The 19917-nt window shown below is 66.8% G+C and carries 14 protein-coding genes and 1 rRNA gene; 1 reads left to right on the top strand and 14 read right to left on the bottom strand.

Annotated elements, in window-relative coordinates:
* The 14 genes from WFK36_RS07100 to pheS all read right to left on the bottom strand — a co-directional run.
* A 16S ribosomal RNA gene (locus WFK36_RS07100) occupies positions 1 to 82 on the bottom strand; the annotation flags it as partial.
* Between the two features lie 503 nt (positions 83 to 585).
* On the bottom strand, positions 586 to 1857 hold the full coding sequence (tyrS, locus tag WFK36_RS07095) for a tyrosine--tRNA ligase (protein ID WP_336790887.1): 1272 nt from the start codon (positions 1855 to 1857) through the stop codon (positions 586 to 588).
* Positions 1858 to 1862: 5 nt separating this feature from the next.
* Positions 1863 to 2084: a Trm112 family protein gene (locus tag WFK36_RS07090; RefSeq protein WP_008379918.1), complete on the bottom strand. Its 222-nt coding sequence runs from the start codon at positions 2082 to 2084 to the stop codon at positions 1863 to 1865.
* An 11-nt stretch (positions 2085 to 2095) separates the two neighbouring features.
* The gene (locus WFK36_RS07085; protein ID WP_336790884.1) at positions 2096 to 5092 is read right to left on the bottom strand and encodes an AMP-binding protein; all 2997 of its coding nucleotides are present in this window, start codon (positions 5090 to 5092) and stop codon (positions 2096 to 2098) included.
* 148 nt (positions 5093 to 5240) lie between these two features.
* Positions 5241 to 6692 (bottom strand): argininosuccinate lyase, encoded by a 1452-nt coding sequence (argH, locus tag WFK36_RS07080; protein WP_336790882.1) that lies wholly within the window; start codon positions 6690 to 6692, stop codon positions 5241 to 5243.
* A gap of 64 nt (positions 6693 to 6756) precedes the next feature.
* The gene (locus tag WFK36_RS07075; RefSeq protein WP_008379924.1) at positions 6757 to 7257 is read right to left on the bottom strand and encodes an arginine repressor; all 501 of its coding nucleotides are present in this window, start codon (positions 7255 to 7257) and stop codon (positions 6757 to 6759) included.
* Positions 7254 to 8177, bottom strand: a complete 924-nt coding sequence (argF, locus tag WFK36_RS07070) for an ornithine carbamoyltransferase (RefSeq protein ID WP_336790879.1) — start codon at positions 8175 to 8177, stop codon at positions 7254 to 7256. The genes WFK36_RS07075 and argF overlap by 4 nt, the downstream gene beginning before the upstream one ends.
* Positions 8177 to 9367, bottom strand: coding sequence for an acetylornithine transaminase (locus WFK36_RS07065; RefSeq protein WP_336790877.1), 1191 nt, complete (start codon positions 9365 to 9367; stop codon positions 8177 to 8179). Before WFK36_RS07065 ends, argF begins: the two co-directional genes overlap by 1 nt.
* Positions 9364 to 10260: an acetylglutamate kinase gene (gene argB, locus WFK36_RS07060; protein WP_336790875.1), complete on the bottom strand. Its 897-nt coding sequence runs from the start codon at positions 10258 to 10260 to the stop codon at positions 9364 to 9366. Before argB ends, WFK36_RS07065 begins: the two co-directional genes overlap by 4 nt.
* Positions 10257 to 11501, bottom strand: coding sequence for a bifunctional glutamate N-acetyltransferase/amino-acid acetyltransferase ArgJ (argJ, locus tag WFK36_RS07055; protein ID WP_085950673.1), 1245 nt, complete (start codon positions 11499 to 11501; stop codon positions 10257 to 10259). The genes argB and argJ overlap by 4 nt, the downstream gene beginning before the upstream one ends.
* A gap of 128 nt (positions 11502 to 11629) precedes the next feature.
* Complete coding sequence (argC, locus tag WFK36_RS07050) at positions 11630 to 12667, bottom strand: N-acetyl-gamma-glutamyl-phosphate reductase (protein ID WP_336790873.1); 1038 nt, start codon at positions 12665 to 12667, stop codon at positions 11630 to 11632.
* A gap of 112 nt (positions 12668 to 12779) precedes the next feature.
* Positions 12780 to 13919 (bottom strand): metallophosphoesterase, encoded by a 1140-nt coding sequence (locus WFK36_RS07045; protein ID WP_336790871.1) that lies wholly within the window; start codon positions 13917 to 13919, stop codon positions 12780 to 12782.
* Positions 13916 to 16396: a phenylalanine--tRNA ligase subunit beta gene (pheT, locus tag WFK36_RS07040; RefSeq protein ID WP_336790869.1), complete on the bottom strand. Its 2481-nt coding sequence runs from the start codon at positions 16394 to 16396 to the stop codon at positions 13916 to 13918. Before pheT ends, WFK36_RS07045 begins: the two co-directional genes overlap by 4 nt.
* A gap of 34 nt (positions 16397 to 16430) precedes the next feature.
* Positions 16431 to 17435 (bottom strand): phenylalanine--tRNA ligase subunit alpha, encoded by a 1005-nt coding sequence (gene pheS / locus WFK36_RS07035; protein WP_336791007.1) that lies wholly within the window; start codon positions 17433 to 17435, stop codon positions 16431 to 16433.
* Between the two features lie 239 nt (positions 17436 to 17674).
* Here pheS and WFK36_RS07030 point away from each other — a divergent pair, with 239 nt between their 5' ends.
* The gene (locus tag WFK36_RS07030; protein WP_336790867.1) at positions 17675 to 19915 is read left to right on the top strand and encodes a protein kinase domain-containing protein; all 2241 of its coding nucleotides are present in this window, start codon (positions 17675 to 17677) and stop codon (positions 19913 to 19915) included.
* The last annotated feature ends 2 nt before the right edge of the window (positions 19916 to 19917 follow it).

Genomic DNA, 19917 nt, shown 5'->3' with positions numbered 1-19917 from the left:
CGAAGGGGCCTTTCCGTTCGACTTGCATGTGTTAAGCACGCCGCCAGCGTTCGTCCTGAGCCAGGATCAAACTCTCCAACAAAAAATGTGAAACAAACACACCCCAAAGAGGCGCGTGATTTCAGCACAAGCCAGAAAGCAAAACCTGACCAAATCCAAAAAACTGACAAAGATTCAATCATAAACAAAACAAAAACAAATTCTTGTCCGTCACAACATCCTCCATGCCACAAAACAAAAATAATGTGGCACAAGAACATCTATTTACACACTATCGAGTTCTCAAAGAACACACACCCACCAGCACCAACCCACACACTCGCGGGCCGAACTCCAGTGAACTTGATTACCTCGCCGACCGTTTCGGGCCAACTCTTCCAGCCTATCAGGCTGGTTTCCGCTCTGCAACCTCGTCTGTGGTCCGTTTCCGGATTGCAGTTGATCTGGTTGGTCGAGCGGGTTTCAACTGTACCCTCCCCAATCTCGGTCTTGCAACCGGCCGGGGTGGAGTTGATGTCTGCACGGTGTCGCGCTGACTTCGAATAAGTTACACAGCTGTCGCGGTGAGGACAAACCCGCAGGTCGTCACCCGATACGCGCGCCGGCGAAGGTCTTCTTCCCTCGACGGAGCACCAGCCAGCGGCCGTGGAGCAGGTCGTCGACCCCGGGAGTCCAGTCTGCGTCGGTGATCTTGACGTTGTTCACGTAGGCGCCGCCTTCGTCGATCGCACGACGTGCCGCCTTGTTGCCGTCGGCCAGCCCGGACTCGACGAGCAGATTGACGATCGTCGGCGTCGCGCCTGTGTCGAACTCGGCGACGCCGGTCTCCGACAGCGCTGCGGCGAGGGTGCCTTCGTCAAGACCGTCGAGCTCTCCCCTGCCGAACAGCGCCTGGCTGGCGAGTTCTGCGGCAGCGGTCATGTCGGCGCCGTGAATGAGCGTGGTGAGTTCGGCTGCGAGTCGCTTCTGTGCGAGTCGAAGGAACGGCTTCTCCGCGGTGGCCTGCTCGAGTTCGGCGATCTCCTCACGCGAGAGGAAGGTGAACCACTTGAGGTAGCCGACGACATCGGCGTCGGCGGTGTTCACGAAGTACTGGTACCACGCGTACGGGCTTGTCAGCTCGGGGTCGAGCCAGACGCTTCCACCACCAGTCGATTTGCCGAACTTCTTGCCGTCGGCTGACGTCACCAGCGGGACGGTCAGCGCGTGGGCGGATGCTCCGTCGACCTTGCGGATGAGGTCGACGCCGCCGACGATGTTGCCCCACTGATCCGAACCGCCGATCTGGAGGCTCGCCCCGTAGCGGCGGTGAAGCTGAAGGTAGTCGTGCGACTGCAGGAGGAGGTAGCTGAACTCCGTGTAGCTGATGCCGTCCGATTCGAGCCTGCGCTTGACCGTCTCTCGGGCGAGCATGACGTTCACCGAGAAGTGCTTTCCGACATCCCGGAGGAATTCGATGGTGCTGAGCCCTCCCGTCCAATCCATGTTGTTCACCAACACTGCACCGGTAGCGGAGTCGTTGATGTCCACGAACCGTTCGAGCTGGCCGACGATCTTCTCGGCCCACCCTGCGACAGTGTCGGTCGAGTTCATCGACCGCTCGCCGACGTCCCTGGGGTCACCGATCAGCCCGGTGGCGCCACCGGAGAGGACGATGGGACGGTGCCCGGCGAGTTGGAAGCGTCGAAGCGTCAACAGCGGGACGAGGTGTCCTGCGTGGAGGCTCGACGCTGTCGGATCGAAGCCGGCGTAGAGCGAGATCGGACCGGAGTCGAGCGATTCGCGGAGCGCGTCGCGGTCGGTGGTCTGACCGATCAGTCCACGCCATTCGAGTTCGTCGAGGATGTTCTCGGTCACTCGGCTCACTGTCCGTTCTTCGTCATGAGGGCGCGGTGCTCGTCGTCGGAGACCGCGCGTGCGTCGTCGATCAGCATGTTCGGGATGCCCAGCTCGTCGATCCCGTAGGCGACCTGCAGCCGCGGGTTGTACAGCTCGTCCCCCGCGTTGATCAGTTCACCGAGATCCTGCGGGCAGACGAGCCGGTCGCGGACGACCGGGTCGAGACGTTCAGCGCGTGTGCTCATGAGTCCTCAGGCTACTCGGCCACGTCGACGAGGCCGTCGACCGTCTCGTCCTGCACGGTGGGCCAGGCCCAATCGATGGTCTTGGCCACGCTCGCGGTGTAACGGCGGTAACGGCCTTCCGAATCCCGGTACCAGACCTTCGGTCCGGGCTTCGGGACACCACGGGCCACGAGTCCCGTGGCGATCGGACGGAACGACTCCGACACCGGGATCGAGTCGGTGACCCAGATGATGTCCGGACGGTCGGCGGCCTCCAGTTCGCCGAGCCCGACTCGGAGCATGGTCGGCGTGAGCGACGGCCCGTCCGCACGCAGACTGATCGCGGCCACCGCGAGCTGGGCGCCGGCGTGGCGGACGCCGTAGACGGCGACCTGCTCGACCACGGGCAGCTCCGACAGTGCGTTCTGAATCGGTGCCGGATACACGACGCCGCGGGCGGTTCGGATCACTCCCTGGGCCGAGCCCATGTACCAGAGGTCGCCGTCTGCGTCGGCGCGGAACAGGCTGCCGGACACCTCCCAGCGGTCGTGGGAGCGGAACACGTCACGGAGGACGAGTCCGGCGGCGTCGAACTTCTGCGCGGCGTGCGAGACGAGCATCCCGACTTCACCCGGGTTGGCCTCGCGGATGAAACCGCTGTCTCGATCGACTGCCAGCTGGTCGGTGTCGGTGTCGTAGGCCGCGATCCGGACGTTGTTGGTCTCGGGCAGCGAACGGCCCATGGCGCCGATCTTGTTTCCGTCGACGTTGGCGAGGATCGCCGAGCCGTCGGCGGTGGCGAAGAACTCCAGGACCTTGGCCTTCGGAAGGGCCGCTCGGATCTCGGTCCAGAGTCCGGACGTGAGGCCCGAACCCATGAAGAGTCGGACAGTCGCGAGTTGGGCAGCGTCGAAATCGTCCCGGCGAATGATCTCGGCGAGCATCGACCACGTGTAGGACACGACTGTGACGCCGTAGTGGCGCACTTCGAAGGCGAAGCGCTCGGGGTCGACACCGTTGGAGAGCGCGATGCGCGAGCGTCCGGCGACCGTGGCGCCGAGTGTCGTGAGCAGACCTGATGCGTGGTGCAGCGGCGGGAGGCAGTACACGGTGTCCCGGTTCGAGAGGCCTGCCGCGGCCGCCGCGCCGAACGCCGACATGGCGAAGCGGTGATTGGTGATCGACCAACGCGAGATACGGCCGTTGATCTTCGTGAAGAGGATGAACGCGAGGTCGCCCGCGAGTCCGGGGTCGCGTCGGTACCAGACCGGCATTCGCACCTTGTCCGGATCGATCTGCTCCATGTCGACGATCGAGACACCGTCGGCTCGGTCGATGACACGTTGATCACCGCCGCCGAGCACGAGGACCCTGTCGCTGACCGCGGTCGCCACGTCGAGGTGGTTCGGGTCGGTGAGGATCACGTTGGTGTCGGCCAAGGTCAACATCTCGGGGAGATCGTCGCCCGACGACACGATCACTGCGACAGCGCCGAGACGCGACAGCGCGGCGACGACGACGAGCGCAGACGGACGAGTGTCCATCAGCACGCCGACGTGTTCACCTGGGCGGATGCCGCATTCGATGAGACCGGCGACCACGTTGTCGATACGCGTGTTGACCTGGTCGTGCGTGAGGACGCGGTTCTCGAAGAGGAACAGTTCGTCGTTGGGGGTCCGTTTCTCGTTCTCGCTCATGAGTTTGGCGAGCGAGATCCGCGTGGACGGCTGGATCTGGCCGAGGCGGAACAAGCGTGGAACCGTCCGCACCGATTCGGATGCGACAGCGACGGTCGTCCGCTGGATGGAGGAGACCGCCTCGATGAGTTCTTTGGAGACAGCGGTGCCGGCGCCTGCGACCTGCCCGACTCCGTAGGTGAGTCGATTCGCCCAGCTGATACCGCTGCCGCTGGTGACCGACGCATCCATCTCGTGTGCGGCTTCGGGTCGGGGCCCCTTGGCGTCACGCCACAGGATCCACTCCGCAGTGGTCGGCCACGACATGCGGCCTGCGGTCGAGCCGACGACAAGTCCGAAGTGGCCCGCGGGAATCGTCGATTCGAAGACGTCGGCCTCGGGCGCCGCTCGCCGGATGCCGCGGACGGCCACCGGTTGGCCGATGTCATCGGTCTCACCGACGAAGGCGAGAACCGGGCAGGTGATGTCGCTCATCGACACGACGTCGCCGTCGATGACGAACCCGCCGGACATCATCCGGTTGTGGACCACGAACTGTCGCATGAGTTCGGCGACCGCGGGACCGGACCATGCGACCCACCCCTCTTGCTCGATGAAACGACGCTGGTCCTCGCGTGGGAGGAGCGCATCACGGTCGTGGAGCCTGCGGAGGAAGTCGATACGACTCTTGGCCGTCTTGACCGGATCGGCGAGCTGGAATCCGGTACGCGCCAACCAGCTCGGAACCCAAATGTTGGAGAAGACCCGGTCGCCGAGGAACTCGACACCCGGCACGACGAGGTTCGCCGGCAGACCGAGGGGCATGGCGGCGGTGATGTCGACGGGACTGCCATAGGTGACCAGACTCGCCAATCCTTCGGCGCGCCGGTAGGCGGCGGTCTGATATGCGAACATGCCGCCCTGCGAGTATCCGCCCAGGTGCACGTCACGGCCGACGATGCCGCGAACCAGGTCGATCGCACGACTGATCGCCATCACATGGTCGGTGAGAGTGCGTTCCATGCCGCCCTCTTCGTGATCCGGCGATCCGAAGTCGATGACCCACGGAATGATTCCGTGGCGATGCAGCACGGAGACGGCCCCGTTGTTCTCGGTGACGTCGTAGACGTTCGCCGAGACCATCATCGGCGGGATGAGGATGATGTGCGACGCGCCGTCACCGGCGTCGTCCGGGAAGTACCTCCGCAGGCGGAACATCTTCTCGGTCTCGACGACTCGGAAGGGCGCGGGCTGTGTTCCGGTCTCCAAACCGCCGAGGCGGATGACCTCCAGCCCGTTCTGCGCGGTCGCGACGATCCGGCCGACAGCGGCCCCTACCTTGGGCAGTCCCACAGCGGTCCCTCTCTCCGCCGCGGCATCGGTCGTCACCGCTGATGCGGGTCCGCGACGCGCATCACCTTACCCGTTGCGTGCGGTAGCAGACACGTCGTGCCGACCCACTGCACAAAACTGTCAGAGACGTTCGTCTCACCGCCTGCGCTCAGGACGACAGCAGCCGTGCCCTGAGCTCTGCGATCGTCGCCGTTGCAACGTCGATCTGGCGTTCCACCTGCGACGATGCCGTCCCGCCCAGCGCATTGCGCGACTCGATGGACCCCGCCACCGTCAGGACTTCATGGACGTCGTGGGTGAGGGCCGGATTGATCGATGCGAGGGTCTCGTCGTCGAGGTCGGCGAGGCCGACTCCGCGAGACTCGGCCTCGCGAACACACGCCCCGGCGACCTCGTGTGCCACACGGAACGGAACGCCCTGGCGCACAAGCCATTCTGCGATGTCTGTCGCAAGAGTGAAGCCGGCGGGCGCAAGCTCGGCCATCCGCTCCGGGTGGAAAGTGAGCGTCGCGACCAGTCCGGTCATGGCGGGCAGGAGCAGTTCGAGCTGGGCGACCGAGTCGAACACCGGCTCCTTGTCCTCCTGGAGGTCTCGGTTGTACGCGAGCGGCTGTGCCTTGAGCGTCGCGAGGAGCCCTGTGAGGTTGCCGATGATCCGGCCGGCTTTGCCGCGCGCGAGTTCGGCGACGTCGGGGTTCTTCTTCTGCGGCATGATCGAGCTTCCCGTCGACCAGGCGTCGGCGAGCGTCACATACCCGAACTCCGGTGTGCTCCACAGGATCACGTCTTCCCCGAGGCGCGAGAGGTCGACGGCGGCCATCGCGAAGACGAATGCCGCTTCGGCCGCGAAATCGCGCGAAGACGTCGCGTCGATCGAATTGTCGGCAGCGCTGTCGAAACCGAGGTCGGCGGCGATCGCGGCCGGGTCGAGTCCAAGCGACGACCCGGCCAGCGCGCCCGATCCGTAGGGCGAGACGGCGACACGACGGTCCGCGTCGACCAGCCGAGCCACATCGCGGAGCAACGGCTGGGCGTGCGCCATCAGGGTGTGCCCGAGGAGCACGGGCTGTGCCGCCTGGAGATGCGTCTTGCCGGGCATGACAACCCCGGGGTTCGCCGCGGCCTGGCCGACGAGTGCTTCCGCGACGTCGAGCAGTCCGGTCCCGACCCGGCGCATCCCATCACGCAGCCACATGCGGAACAGCGTCGCCACCTGGTCGTTGCGGGAGCGTCCGGCGCGCAGGCGGCCGCCCAGTTCGGTGCCGACTCGTTCGATGAGACCGCGTTCGAGCGCTCCGTGGACGTCTTCGTCAGACTCCGCCGGACCGAACGTGCCGTCGGCGACGTCGGTGGCGAGCCGATCGAGGCCCTTCTGCATCGCGACCAGGTCGTCATCGGTCAGCAGACCGGCACGGTTGAGCACCCGAGCGTGCGCCTTCGACGCGGCGACGTCGTACGGAGCAAGAGCCCAGTCGAAGTGCGTCGACTTGCTCAGTGCGGCCATCGCCGCAGCAGGGCCGTCGGCGAAGCGACCACCCCACAGTGCGCCTTCGTTGGTGCCCTCTTTGCGCGGAGTGGTTGCGTCGGTGCTGTCGGCCATGGGTGTCTCAAGCTCCTTGAGGAAGTCGTTGGTCGGGATCAATTGTGCACGGAGAGTCTGTTCCTCAGACGAGGGACTCGATCTGTTGGGCGAGATCGGAGCCGGACAGCGGTCGACGTGCCAGGACGAAGACGGTGTCGTCGCCTGCGATGGTGCCGACCACCCCTGGCAGTCGGGCGCGGTCGAGTGCGCTGGCGAGGTAGCCGGCGGCGCCGGGCGGTGTGCGGAGGACCGCCATGTCGCCGGACGAGTCCGTCGACACGAGCAGTTCGGCGAGCAGCCTCGACACCCTGTCGGTGCCGCCGGACACACCTCGGACGGGCGTCCCGTCCTCCGGCACCACGTACACGCCCGCTCCCCCGTCTGCGGCGCGGAGTTTCACCGCGCCGAGCTCGTCGAGGTCACGGGACAGTGTCGCCTGGGTGGCGTCGACGCCTTCGCCTGCCAGACGCTGCTGAAGCTCCGCCTGACTGCGCACGGATTCGGCCGCGAGGATCTCCACGATGCGCGCATGACGTCCCGCGCGCGTCGCGGCCAGGCGTCCAGACTCCGAAGGGTCGGTCATCGGTTGTCCAACAGCCAGGCGAGCAGCGCCTTCTGCGCGTGCAGACGATTCTCCGCCTCGTCGAACACCACACTGTGTGGGCCGTCGATCACATCGTCGGTGATCTCCTCGCCGCGGTGCGCGGGCAGACAATGCAGCACGATCACGTCGTCGGCGGCGAGCCCGACCAGGTCGGTGTTGATCTGGTAGGGCCGGAACGGTCCCACCCGGTCGAGGCCATCCGCCTCCTGGCCCATCGACACCCACGTATCGGTGACAAGCACGTCGGCTCCCGCCGCAGCGGCCTGCGGATCGTCGATGACCGAGACGCTGCCTCCGGTCTCCCTCGCCTGCCGCTGAGCGGTCGCGACCATGTCCGGATCAGGACGGAAGCCGTCCGGCCCGCTCACCCGGACATGCATGCCCGCCATCGCACAGCCGATCATCAGCGAGTTCGCCATGTTGTTGGCGGCGTCGCCGAGGTAGGTCAACGTGAGGCCGCGGGCGCGGCCCTTGTGTTCGATGATCGTCTGCAGATCCGCGAGGACCTGACACGGGTGGAAGGTATCGCTGAGCGCGTTGACAACCGGGACCGAGGCGAACTCGGCGAGCCCGTCGAGACGGTCCTGGCCGAATGTGCGCCACACGACGGCGTCGACGAAGCGCGACAGGACCCTGCCGGTGTCGGCGAGCGATTCGTCACGGCCCATCTGAGTCGACGTACCGTCGACGACCACTGCGTGGCCGCCGAGCTGCGTGATCCCGACCTCGAAAGAGAAGCGGGTACGCGTCGAGTTCTTGTCGAAGATGACGCCGACGCACTTGGGCCCGGCCAACGGTCGGTGACCGAGCGGATCTGCCTTCATCCTCGCGGCGAGAGCGAGCACTTGTGCCTGCTCGTCCGGGGTCAGGTCGTCGTCCCGAAGGAAATGCCTCGTCATCACTGATTCTCCGATTCCGCCACCAGCGCGGCGTCGAGGATCGCGGGCAGGTCGGCGACGAACGCGTCGGCCTGCTCGTCGCTCAGGATGAGCGGCGGAGCGAGCCGCAGAACGTTCGGCGCAGGTGCGTTCAGGAGGTAGCCCGCTTCCCTCGCCGCGAGATCGACACGACCCGACAGAGGTTTGGTTAGCACGACGCCGAGCAGGAGCCCGTCGCCGCGGACGTGATCGACAAGAGGGTGACCGAGACCCTCGATGCTCGACGCGAGACTCTTCCCGAGCGAGTCGACACGGCTGCAGAGATCGTTGGCGTCGATGTGGTCGAGCACGGCGAGCGCCGCCGCGGCGCACGCCGGGTTGCCGCCGAACGTCGTGCCGTGATGGCCTGGCCCGAACAAGTCGGCGGCCGGGCCCGTAGCGATGCATGCTCCGATCGGCATTCCGCCGCCGAGCCCTTTGGCGAGCGTCATCACGTCGGGGACGATGCCCACACGCTGGTGTGCAAAATATGCGCCGGTCCGGGCGATCCCCGTCTGGACCTCGTCGAGCATCAACAGGGCACCGTGCCGCGAGGTGATCTCACGCGCTGCGGCGAGATACCCCTCCGGTGGGACGACGACACCGTTCTCGCCTTGGATCGGCTCCAAGATCACCGCGGCCGTCTTCTCCGACACAGCGGCCTCGAGTGCCGCGACGTCGCCGTAGGGAACGAAGTCGACGCCTCCGGGCATCGGCTCGAACGGCGCCCGCTTGGCCGGTTGCCCGGTCATGGCGAGCGCACCCATCGTCCTGCCGTGGAACCCGCCTTCGGCGGCGATGATCTGCGGACGCCCGGTGCGCCGCGCGAGTTTGAAGGCGGCTTCGTTCGCCTCCGTCCCCGAGTTGCACAGGAACACCCGGCCGTCGTGGCCGAATGCCCCGAGCAGCCGCTCGGCGAGATCGATCACCGGCGGTGCGATGTACAGGTTCGACACGTGGCTGAGCGTCGACAGCTGAGCGGTGACGGCGTCGACGATCGCGGGGTGCGCGTGCCCGAGCGCGTTCACCGCGATGCCGCCGAGCAGGTCGAGGTACTCCTTGCCGTCGGCGTCGTACACGACGGCGCCCTCGCCGCGGACCAACGCGACCGGAGGTGTGCCGTAGTTGTTCATCAGCGATGCGTTCCACCGCTGCTGCAACGGTGCGGTCATGATTCGACCCCTTCTCCAAGGTCCGCGACGACCGACGTTCCGGCCGTCGACGCGGTGAGCAATGCGGCCAGCACCGCGTGCGGTTCCCGGCCGTCGATGACGTGAGCTGCGCCGATGCCCGATTCGACGGCCCGCATGCACGCCTCCATCTTCGGGACCATGCCGGCGTCGAGCCTCGGCAGCAAGGCCGCGACCTGCGAGACGCTGATAGTCGAGACGAGCGACGACCGATCGGGCCAGTCGGTGTACAGACCCTCGACATCGGTGAGCATCACGAGGTGTTCAGCTTGCAGAGCCGCAGCGATCGCCCCCGCAGCGGTGTCCGCGTTGATGTTGTGCACCACGCCGTCGGCATCGGGCGCGATCGTGGAGATCACCGGGATGCGACCCGCGGCGATCAGATCGTCGACGGCAGACGTGTCGACCGCGGTGATGTCGCCGACGAGGCCGATGTCGGTGGGCTCACCGTCGACCATCACGGAACGACGCGACGCCGTGAACAGGTGGGCGTCCTCGCCGGTGATTCCCACCGCATACGGGCCGTGCCGATTGATCAGGCCGACGAGTTCACGTCCGACCTGCCCGAACAGCACCATGCGGGCCACGTCCATCACCTCGGGGGTCGTGACGCGGAAACCGCCCCGGAACTCGCCGTCGAGGCCGAGTCGGGCGAGCATCGCGGAGATCTGCGGGCCTCCGCCGTGCACCACGATCGGATGGATGCCGCAGGCCCGCAAGAGGACCATGTCGGCGGCGAAAGCCGCCTTGAGCTCGTCGTCGACCATCGCGTTGCCGCCGTACTTGACCACAACCCGCTTGCCGTGGAGGGCTTGCAGTGCGGGCAGTGATTCGGCGATGATCCCGGCTTTCGCCAGCGGCGTGAGGTCGGTCATGACGAGTACGCCGAATTCTCTTCGACATACGCATGCGACAGATCCGTTGTCCGGATCGTCGCGGCGCCGTCACCGAGTTTCAGATCGGCCACGACGTGGATGCGATCGCCCGACAGGTCGACGTCGCGGGCGCCCGGAACACCGGTGCCGTTCTCGCACACCATCGACCCGTTGAACGAGACGGCGATGGCGTCGGGATCGATGATCACCGGGGTCACCCCGATCGCAGCGAGCACACGCCCCCAGTTCGGATCGGAGCCGAACAACGCGGTCTTCACCAGCGAGTCCCGCGCGACCGACCGTGCGACGACAAGCGCGTCGGCGTCGGTCTTCGCACCGGTCACGGTGATCTCAACCCGCTTGGTGACACCCTCCGCGTCGTTCTGCAGCTGTGCGGCGAGGTCGTCGCAGACGGCGAACACCGCTGCGTCGAGCTCGTCCTGCGACACCTCGATGGCGCTGGCGCCCGACGACAGAAGCAGCACGGTGTCGTTGGTCGACATGGCGCCATCGATGTCGAGCCGGTCGAAGGTGCGTTCGGTCGCGTGCCGGAGCGCGACGTCGAGCTGCTCCGGCGTCACCTTCGCGTCCGTCGTCAGAACGATCAGCATCGTCGCCAGCGACGGAGCGAGCATGCCCGCACCCTTCGCCATCCCGCCGACATTCCAGCCACCGGGATGATGCAGGGCGACCTGCTTGGGGATGGTGTCGGTGGTCATGATCGCGTACGCCGCATCGGTCCCGCCTTCGATGCCGCCGCCCATCTCGTGCACGATCTCGGTGACGCCCGCCAGGACCTTGTCCATCGGCAGCCGATCACCGATCAGGCCCGTCGAACAGACCGCGATCTCACCGGCACCCGTCTCCGTGCCCCAGTTCGACAGTGCTGCGGCGAGCGCCTCCGCCGTCGCATGAGTGTCCTGGAAACCGCCCGGACCGGTGCACGCGTTGGCGCCACCAGAGTTCAGGATCACCGCGCGCAGACGCTGAGCCTTGAGCACCTGCTGCGACCAGCGAACCGGAGCCGCCTTGACCTGATTGGCCGTGAACACGCCCGCCGCGTCGTACTCGGGCCCCTCATTGAAGACAAGGGCGAGGTCGGCGTTGCCGTTGACCTTGATGCCCGCTTTGATGCCCGCAGCCCGGAAGCCCAGAGGCGCGGTCACACCCTGGCGACGAACCATGCGACCCCCTGACACCTCGTCGGTGAACTCCACCGGCGTCATCGGCGGATTGGTCATGGATCCGGTCACTGTCTCTTCAGCTCCTGTCGTCACGGCGTCATCAGTTCCTGTCGTCACGGCGTCATCAGTTCCTGTCGTCACGGCGTCATCAGTTCCTGTCGTCACGGCGTCATCAGTTCCTGTCGTCACGGTGCGACTCCTACGGTGGTCAGACCCTCTGCTTCGCCGAATCCAACGGCGAGGTTCATCGATTGGACGGCTGCGCCGCCGGTGCCCTTGGTCAAGTTGTCCACCACACCGATCGCAGTGAACGTACCGGTGCGGTCGTCGACGGCGATGCCGATCTGCACTGCATTCGAACCGATCACCGAGCTCGTCTCCGGGAACTCGCCCTCTCCGAGCACGAACACGAACGGCTCATCGGCGTATGCGGCCTCATACACGGCTCGGAGTTCGGCCTCGGTGGCGGCGGTTCGGGCCGTGCAGGTCGCAAGAATGCCACGCGACGTCGGCACCAGGACCGGAGTGAACGAGACGTCGACCGGTGCATTCGCCGCCGACGACAGTGCCTGAGTGATCTCGGGAGTGTGCCGGTGAGCACCGCCGACACCGTAGGCACGGACCGATCCGATCACTTCTGACGCCAACAGATTCGCCTTCGGCGCCCGACCGGCACCCGACGTGCCGGACATCGCCACCACACTGACCCGAGTGTCGACGAGACCCGACGCCACCGCGGGCAGCAACGACAGGATCGAGACGGTCGGATAGCAACCGGGAACGGCGATCCGCGTCGCACCGGTCAACGTCTCACGGTTTCCCGGCAGTTCCGGCATCCCGTACGGCCAGGTTCCGGCGTGCGTGCCGCCGTAATACTGCGTCCACTCGGAAGCGTCCTTGAGCCGGAAATCCGCACCGCAGTCGACGATGAGCGTCGACGGAGGAAGAGCGTCGGCGATGACCGCCGACTGTCCGTGCGGGAGGCCGAGGAAGACCACGTCGTGGCCTGCGAGGATCTCCGGGGTGGTCTCTTCCAGGATCCGATCCGCGAGCGGCAGCAGGTGCTTGTGGTGCTCGCCCAGCCGTGTCCCGGCGTTCCCACCGGCGGTCAGCGCACCGATCTCGAGCTCGCCGGTCGCGAGGCGCGGGTGTCCGCACAGCAGTCGGAGGATCTCGCCACCCGCGTATCCACTCGCTCCGGCGACGGCAACCTTGATAGTCATGCAATCATTATGCATCATCGCGTAAATAAATGCACTCCTCGTTTCGAACGAGACTTCCGCCCCGAACTCTCGCTGCAAGCGTGATTTCCAGGGGCGAGTGGGCGGCGAGGGATCACTGCCGCAAGGTCAGCACCGTGATCTCCGGGGGCGCCAACACCCGGACAGGCGGACCCCACGCACCCGTCCCCCGCGTCACATACACCGGGGTTCCGTCGACGTCGCCCCAGCCGGCGCGCACCGGCTGCTGCAGCGCGACGATGTAGGTGTTCGGCCAGAGCTGACCGTCGTGCGTGTGGCCGGACAACTGCAGTTCGGCGCCCCCGTACTGGGCTGCGTCGAACGCCTGCTTCGGCTGGTGTGCAAGCAGGATCAGCGGCCGAGAGGTGTCACGGCCGCCGAGAGCGGCGCGGTAGTCGGGTTCGTAGGGGGCGGGCGCGGTCGCGTCGTACACACCCGCCAGGTCGACCACACCCTCGCCCTTGCGAAGTTCCACGCGCTGATTGCGCAGCACCGTGATGCCGAGCGTCTCCCAGAAGTCGAGCCACGCACCGCCGTCGTCGACGTAATACTCGTGGTTGCCGCTGATCGCGAACACGCCGAGTGGTGCGTGCAGATCACGGAGAGGCTCGAGATCGGCGCCGACCTTCGCGACGGTGCCGTCGGTGAGGTCACCGCCGAGCACGATCAGATCGGGGTCGGTCGCGTTGACCCGATCGACGACCTCACGAGTGAATCCGACGCCGCGCGCCGGGCCGACGTGCACGTCGGTCACCAGGGCCACCCGGACGCCGTCGAACGACGCGGGCAGCTTGGCGACCCGCGCGTCGACGTCGACGATCCGGGGGTTCGCGGCCTCCGTCAGTCCGTAGCCGGTCAGCGCCGACGCCACCACGACGACGACCGCGGTCGCCGGTGCGAGCACACGTCGACTCATTCCCCCGCCGGATTCACCACGCAGTCGTCGGGCGAGCCTGACGACAAGGGATGCAAGACCGATCAGGACTATCCCGATCGCCAAGTAGTAGACGGCGGCCGCCCAGGTGAATCCGATGAAACCGATCGGCCGAGCCCACGACGGGTCGAGAGTGTCGCCGACCTGGAACGCAGCCGCCGTCGACGCTCCGAGCACCACGAGGGCGACGTTCGCGACCAGCGCCCGGCGTCCGGTGAGTCCGGGCGCCCTGACCAGCCTGCGATGCAGCCAGAAGGTGATCAGCCCGGCGACTGCGACCTCGACAACGGAGCGGATCACCGCAGGCGGGCTCCGACACGTTCCGTCGCACGCGCGACCGCTGACAGCTTGGCTGCGGTGGCGTCGTCCTCGGTGAGCGTCCGATCGTCGGCCCGGAAGGCGAGCGCGAATGTCAGCGACTTGTTGCCCTCGCCGACCTGCTCACCGGTGAACACGTCGAACAGGGTGATCGCTTCGAGCAGCTCGCCCGCGCCGTCACGAAGGGCGTCGAGCACCTGCTGGGCCGGGACCTCGGCAGCCACCACGACATTCACGTCCTGCAGAACTGCCGGGAAAGGCGACACCTTCGGCGACGGCAGCACCTGGACCAGCGGCAACGCGTCGACGTCGATCTCCACGGCGCACAGCCGTGCGGGCAAGCCGGAACGTTCGAGCACCGCCGGGTGGAGTTCACCGGCATGCCCGACGACTACTCCGTCGACCTCCAGACGTGCGCAACGACCGGGATGCCACGGAAGCTCGTCGTCGGCGACCAGCGTCAACTCGACGCCTGCGGCCGCAGCGATCTCGCGCGCGGCGGCGAACGCGTCGTACGCGTCGGCGGCGCGACCGGGACCCCACGGGCCCGCGGGATCGCGGAGTCCGGTGAGGACGGCGGCAGCGTGCAACGGCTGCCTCGGCAACGACGCGTCGAGAGCGGCCAACTCGTCGTCGGTCGGACGTCCGCTCACATCCAGTGCGCCGACCGTCGGGCCCTGGTCACCGCCGAGGACGACCTGTCCGATCGTGTACAGCGCAAGGTCTCGGCGTCCTCGCGCGATGTTGCGCGCCGCCATCTCGAGCAGCCCCGGCAGCAGAGTCGTATTCAGTTGGGGACGGTCGGACTCGAGCGGGTTCAGCACCGAGACCGCAGCCCGACGCGGATCGTCGTCCGCGAGACCCCAGGTGTCGAAGACACCCGCAGGCATGAAGGGATACGGAAGCACTTCGACGAAGCCGTCGGCAGCGAGCGCGACACCGATCGCCCGGCGGCGACGCTGCGCCGCCGTCAGTCCGGTGCCACCCGGGGCGCGCGGAACAACGGCCGGAATGTCCTCGAGCCCTTCCAGGCGCAGCACTTCTTCCACCAGATCTGCCCGCTGCCGCAGGTCGGGACGCCACGACGGCGGGGTCACCGCCAGCAACTCGCCGGAGTCGTCGACGGAGCAGCCGACTTCCCGCAGCCGTGCGGCCGTGGTGCCTGCCGCATACGTCACGCCCGCGGTCGTGTCGGGCTCGTCGGCGGCGATCTGAATCGCGGCGACCGGCGCCACGTCGACGCGAACATCGGCGATCGGGCCTGCGACCTGCCCACCCGCCAGTTCGACGATCAGCGACGCGCCCCGATCGGAGGCCACCGCTGTCAGTTCCGGATCGACCAGACGCTCGAAGCGCTTCTGCGCCTCCGAGCTCATCTTGTGCCGCTTGCCGGTCCGGAACACGCGGACCTGATCGAAGTTCGCAGCTTCCAGGAGGACCGCGGTCGTCGAGTCGGTGACCTCGGTCGACGCGCCGCCCATCACACCGGCAAGTGCAATCGGGCCCGAGTCGTCGGCGATGACCACGTCTTCCGGGTCGAGCGTGCGGACCACACCGTCGAGCGTCTCTAGAGTCTCGCCGACCCGCGCCGAGCGGACAGTGACCGTGCCCTGCACCTTGTCTGCGTCGAACGCGTGAAGCGGCTGGCCCAGTTCGATCATCACGTAGTTCGTGACGTCGACGATCGCCGAGATCGGCCGGATGCCAGCCACCATGAGCCGCTTGGCGATCCACCACGGCGACGACGCCGTCGCGTCGACCCCGGTGATCACCCGGCCGGTGTAGCGGGTCGCCGCACTGTCGGCGTCGATCGTGACGGGCCACGGCTCGCGGTCCACGTCGGCGGCGAGCGGCTCACCCGGCAATCCGGCGTCGACGAACGGCACCGAGAACGCACTCGCCAGTTCGCGGCCGAGCCCGCGCATCGAGAACGCGTACCCGCGGTCGGGCGTCACGTTGACGTCGATCGCCGTGTCGTCGAGGCCAAGCACCTCGCGGGCGTCCGCGCCCGGCTGCGCCGTGCCGGGGGTCAGGACGAGGATGCCGGAATGGTCGTTGCCGACCCCGAGCTCGGTGACCGAGCAGATCATGCCGTCGGACGTCTTGCCGTACGTCTTGCGCGTCGCGATCTCGAACGGGCCAGGCAGGACGACTCCGGGAAGCGCGACGACGACGAGGTCGCCGACTGCGAAGTTCCGCGCGCCGCACACGATGTCGCGGGGCGCGTCCTCCCCGACGTCCACCTGGCAGAAGCGGATCGGCTTCTTGAACTCGGTGAGCTCTTCGATCGCGGCGACGCGGCCGACGACGAGCGGCCCGGTGATCTCCGGGAACGGCTCGACGTCCTCGATCTCGAAACCGACGCGGACGAAGCCTGCGTCGATGGCGGCGGTCGACGCCGACCAGTCGGGGGCGCCCTTCTGCAGGACTTCGGTCAGCCAGGACTGTGGGAGTCGCACGGGGTAACCAATCTTCTTTCGTGTCGAACGGGTCTTAGAAGGCAGGGCCGAACGGGACGGTGAAGCGCACGTCGCCCTCCACCATGTCGCGCATGTCGGGCAGGTCGTTGCGGAACTGCAAGGTGCGTTCCAGACCCATTCCGAACGCAAATCCCGAGTAGACATCGGGGTCGATTCCGTTGGCGCGCAGGACGTTCGGGTTGACCATTCCGCAGCCGCCCCACTCGACCCAGCCGGGTCCGCCCTTCTTGGCGGGGAACCAGACGTCCACTTCGGCGGACGGCTCGGTGAACGGGAAGTAGCTGGCGCGCATGCGGGTGGTGGTGTCCGGGCCGAACAGCGCCTTCGCGAACACCTCGAGCGTGCCACGCAGGTTAGCCATGGTGAGCCCCTTGTCGACGGCCAAACCCTCGATCTGGTGGAACACCGGCGTGTGTGTCGCATCGAGTTCGTCGGTCCGGAAGGTGCGGCCGGGGCACGCCACGTAGATCGGCACGTCACGGTCCAGCATGGATCGGACCTGCACCGGAGAGGTGTGGGTCCGCAGTACCTGACGCGAGCCCTCGGGCGCGATGTAGAACGTGTCCTGCATCGACCGGGCCGGGTGGTCCGGCAGGAAGTTGAGCGCGTCGAAGTTGTAGTGCTCGGTCTCCACCTCGGGACCTTCGGCGATCTCCCAGCCCATGCCGACGAACACGTCGGCGACCTGCTCGGCGATCACCGTGATCGGGTGCCGCGCGCCGGTCCGGCGGCGATCTGCGGGAAGCGTGACGTCGATCGACTCGGCCACCAGGACGGCCGCGTCCCGTTCGGCCGTCAACACGGCGGTCCGCTCGTCCAGGGCTGAGGCGACTTGCGCCCGGAACACGTTGACGAGCTTGCCCGCCTCGGCACGTTCACTCTTCGGGATCGAGCCGAGTGCACGACGCGCGAGGGCGATCGGCGACTTGTCGCCGACGTGGGCGATCTTCGCGGTTGCGAGCTGGTCGAGGTCGGCCGCTGCGGCGAACGCTTCACGCGCCTCGTCGACGACCGACACGAGCTGCTGCTCGGTCGGGAACTCATTGGCTTCGCTTGGGGTACTGACGTCGGCCACCTGGCTCGCATCTCCTACACCTGGGGTGGAAAAGGACCCTTTCAGGGTAGTCGACCGTGCGGTGACGCCCCGACGCGGTCGACCCGGCGACACGTCGCGTATCCGAACGACATCGTCACGGAGTCGTACATCTCACGCGATAAGGTCGACTCGTTCTGAATCGACCGAGGGGGATTTCTCGCGTGCCTGCCCAACCTGGTACCACCATTGCCGGCTACCGGATCGTCTCGCTGCTCGGCTCCGGCGGCATGGGAGACGTCTACGTCGTCGAGAACCCTCAGTTGCAACGCCGCGAGGCGATGAAGGTGATCTCCGTCGCCGGCGCGTCGAACCCCGAGTTCCAGGAGCGCTTCGCGAACGAGGCCAGGACCGCCGCCTCCCTGGCCCACCCGAGCATCATCACGGTGCACAGCTACGGTGTCAGCACACCCGACTCGGCGGCGACCACGGGGCTGCCGTGGTTCACGATGAGCTACCTCGACGGCCCGGATCTCTCGGCGACACGATTGACGCCTGCCGAGACCATTGACGCGATCACGCAGGTCGCATCGGCACTCGACTACGCGCACGGACGCGACGTGGTGCACCGCGACGTCAAGCCCGCCAACATCGTCGTCACCCGCGATGGTCAGGGCCGGTTGGCTCGCGCGGTGGTCCTCGATTTCGGAATCGCCAAGCTGTCCGATTCACCGCAGCTCACGGCGATGAACTCCGTCGTCGGCACGATGGCCTACACGGCCCCGGAGATCATCTCCGGCCAGCCTGCGACCGGAAGATCCGACCAGTACTCACTTGCGTGCTCGGTGTTCGACGTGCTGTCGGGCCATGCGCCCTTCCGGGCCGAGACGGCCACCGCGTTGATGATGGCCCACGTTCAACAGCCCCCGCCTCCGCTCGGCCAGTCGCGGCCCGATCTCGCGCCGCTCGGACCCGTCATCGAGCGCGCCATGGCGAAGAACCCCGCCGCCCGCTACCCGGACTGTGCGACGTTCGCCGCCGAACTCCGACGCGCCCTCGCGGAAACGGTGTCGGGCACAGTCGCCGGGGTTCACGCAGCACCGGGGCACGCTGCTCCCTCACAACCCACGACCCCGTCACCGCAGTCCTTCCACCCGGCCCCGAATCACCCCAGTGGCCCTGCTGCGGTGCCGCACCCGCAGTACCTGTCGAACCCGCAGGCGTCCAACCCCTCACAGCCGGGCCTGCCGTTCGGACCGCAGTTCACACAGCCGAGGCCGAAGAGCAGGCGAGGGCTGTGGATCGGCCTCGCCGCCGCCGTCGTCGCGATACTGGCGGTCGCCGGGACATCTCCGCTCTGGTGGCCGTCGTCCGACGCTGGGCCGGCCGCCCCCACGGACAATCAGCAGATCTCCGCAGGGTTCGGCACCGTGTGCGCCATCAAAGATGGCGAGCTGTACTGCTGGGGCGACAACAGCACAGGGCAACTCGGCGACGGCACGACAACCAGTAGGTCGACGCCGACCAAAATCGCCCAGCTCAGCAATGTCACAGGAGTGACCGTCGGGGGTTTCGTCGGCGACAACAGCGCATATGTCACCACGACGTGTGCGATCGCCGACCGCGAGCTCCACTGCTGGGGCGCCAACGGAAACGGACAGATCGGCAGCGGATCGGCCGACACATCACCCCACACCACCCCGACCAAGATCGCGAACCTCACGGACGTCACGTCGGTCGCCAACGGTTTCGGCGCCACGTGCGCGGTATCCGGCGGAGAAGTCTACTGCTGGGGTTATGGCGCCAACGGCCAGATCGGGAACGGCTCGACTGACAAACAGGTTCTCGCCCCGACAAAGGTGCCGGGGTTGAGCGAGGTGCGCGCTGTCCGAATGAACGGCGGGACTGCGTGCGCTGTCACCATGAATGAAGAACTGCACTGTTGGGGCTCGAACAGCACCGGCCAACTCGGGGACGGCACCACTGCACAGCGATCGACACCTGTGAAGGTCTCCGGCCTGCAGAACGTGACATCGGTCGCACTTGGATTCAGTACCACTGACAAACGCGTCGTTGTCGACACCTGCGCGATCGCCGATGAAAAGCTCTACTGCTGGGGCAACGGCATACAAACGTCGCAGCAGTCGACGCCTGCGCTGGTCTCCAGCGTCGACGCCGCCCGGTCAGTCAGCACCGACGTCGGCACAGTGTGTGTGACGGACAATGCCAATGCGATGTTCTGCTGGGGCAATAACCGTTTCGGCCAGGTCGGAAACGGAACGACGGAAACCGTGAAGACGCCGACCAAGATCCCCGGTCAGGAAGTGACGTCTGTGGCAGTCGGGTCGAGCACAACGTGTTCTCTCGGCGAAGCCGGCGCCTACTGCTGGGGCACCAACAATGCGAAGCAGCTCGGCGAGTCCGCTGGCGAGCGGGCCACGAATCCAGTCAAGATCACGTTCTGACC

The organism is Gordonia malaquae, from assembly GCF_037148075.1.
Lineage (GTDB): Bacteria > Actinomycetota > Actinomycetes > Mycobacteriales > Mycobacteriaceae > Gordonia > Gordonia malaquae.
The sequence above is the reverse complement of the archived record's forward strand: the minus strand, read 5'-3'. Positions and strand labels throughout refer to the sequence as shown.

What these genes read in the sequence shown, in the direction of transcription:
- WFK36_RS07090 (WP_008379918.1), bottom strand. Translation starts at nt 2,084, where the DNA reads ATGAGCACACGCGCTGAACGTCTCGACCCGGTCGTCCGCGACCGGCTC.
- argH (WP_336790882.1), bottom strand. Translation starts at nt 6,692, where the DNA reads ATGGCCGACAGCACCGACGCAACCACTCCGCGCAAAGAGGGCACCAAC.
- WFK36_RS07075 (WP_008379924.1), bottom strand. Translation starts at nt 7,257, where the DNA reads ATGACCGACCCTTCGGAGTCTGGACGCCTGGCCGCGACGCGCGCGGGA.
- argF (WP_336790879.1), bottom strand. Translation starts at nt 8,177, where the DNA reads ATGACGAGGCATTTCCTTCGGGACGACGACCTGACCCCGGACGAGCAG.
- WFK36_RS07065 (WP_336790877.1), bottom strand. Translation starts at nt 9,367, where the DNA reads ATGACCGCACCGTTGCAGCAGCGGTGGAACGCATCGCTGATGAACAAC.
- argB (WP_336790875.1), bottom strand. Translation starts at nt 10,260, where the DNA reads ATGACCGACCTCACGCCGCTGGCGAAAGCCGGGATCATCGCCGAATCA.
- argJ (WP_085950673.1), bottom strand. Translation starts at nt 11,501, where the DNA reads ATGACCAATCCGCCGATGACGCCGGTGGAGTTCACCGACGAGGTGTCA.
- argC (WP_336790873.1), bottom strand. Translation starts at nt 12,667, where the DNA reads ATGACTATCAAGGTTGCCGTCGCCGGAGCGAGTGGATACGCGGGTGGC.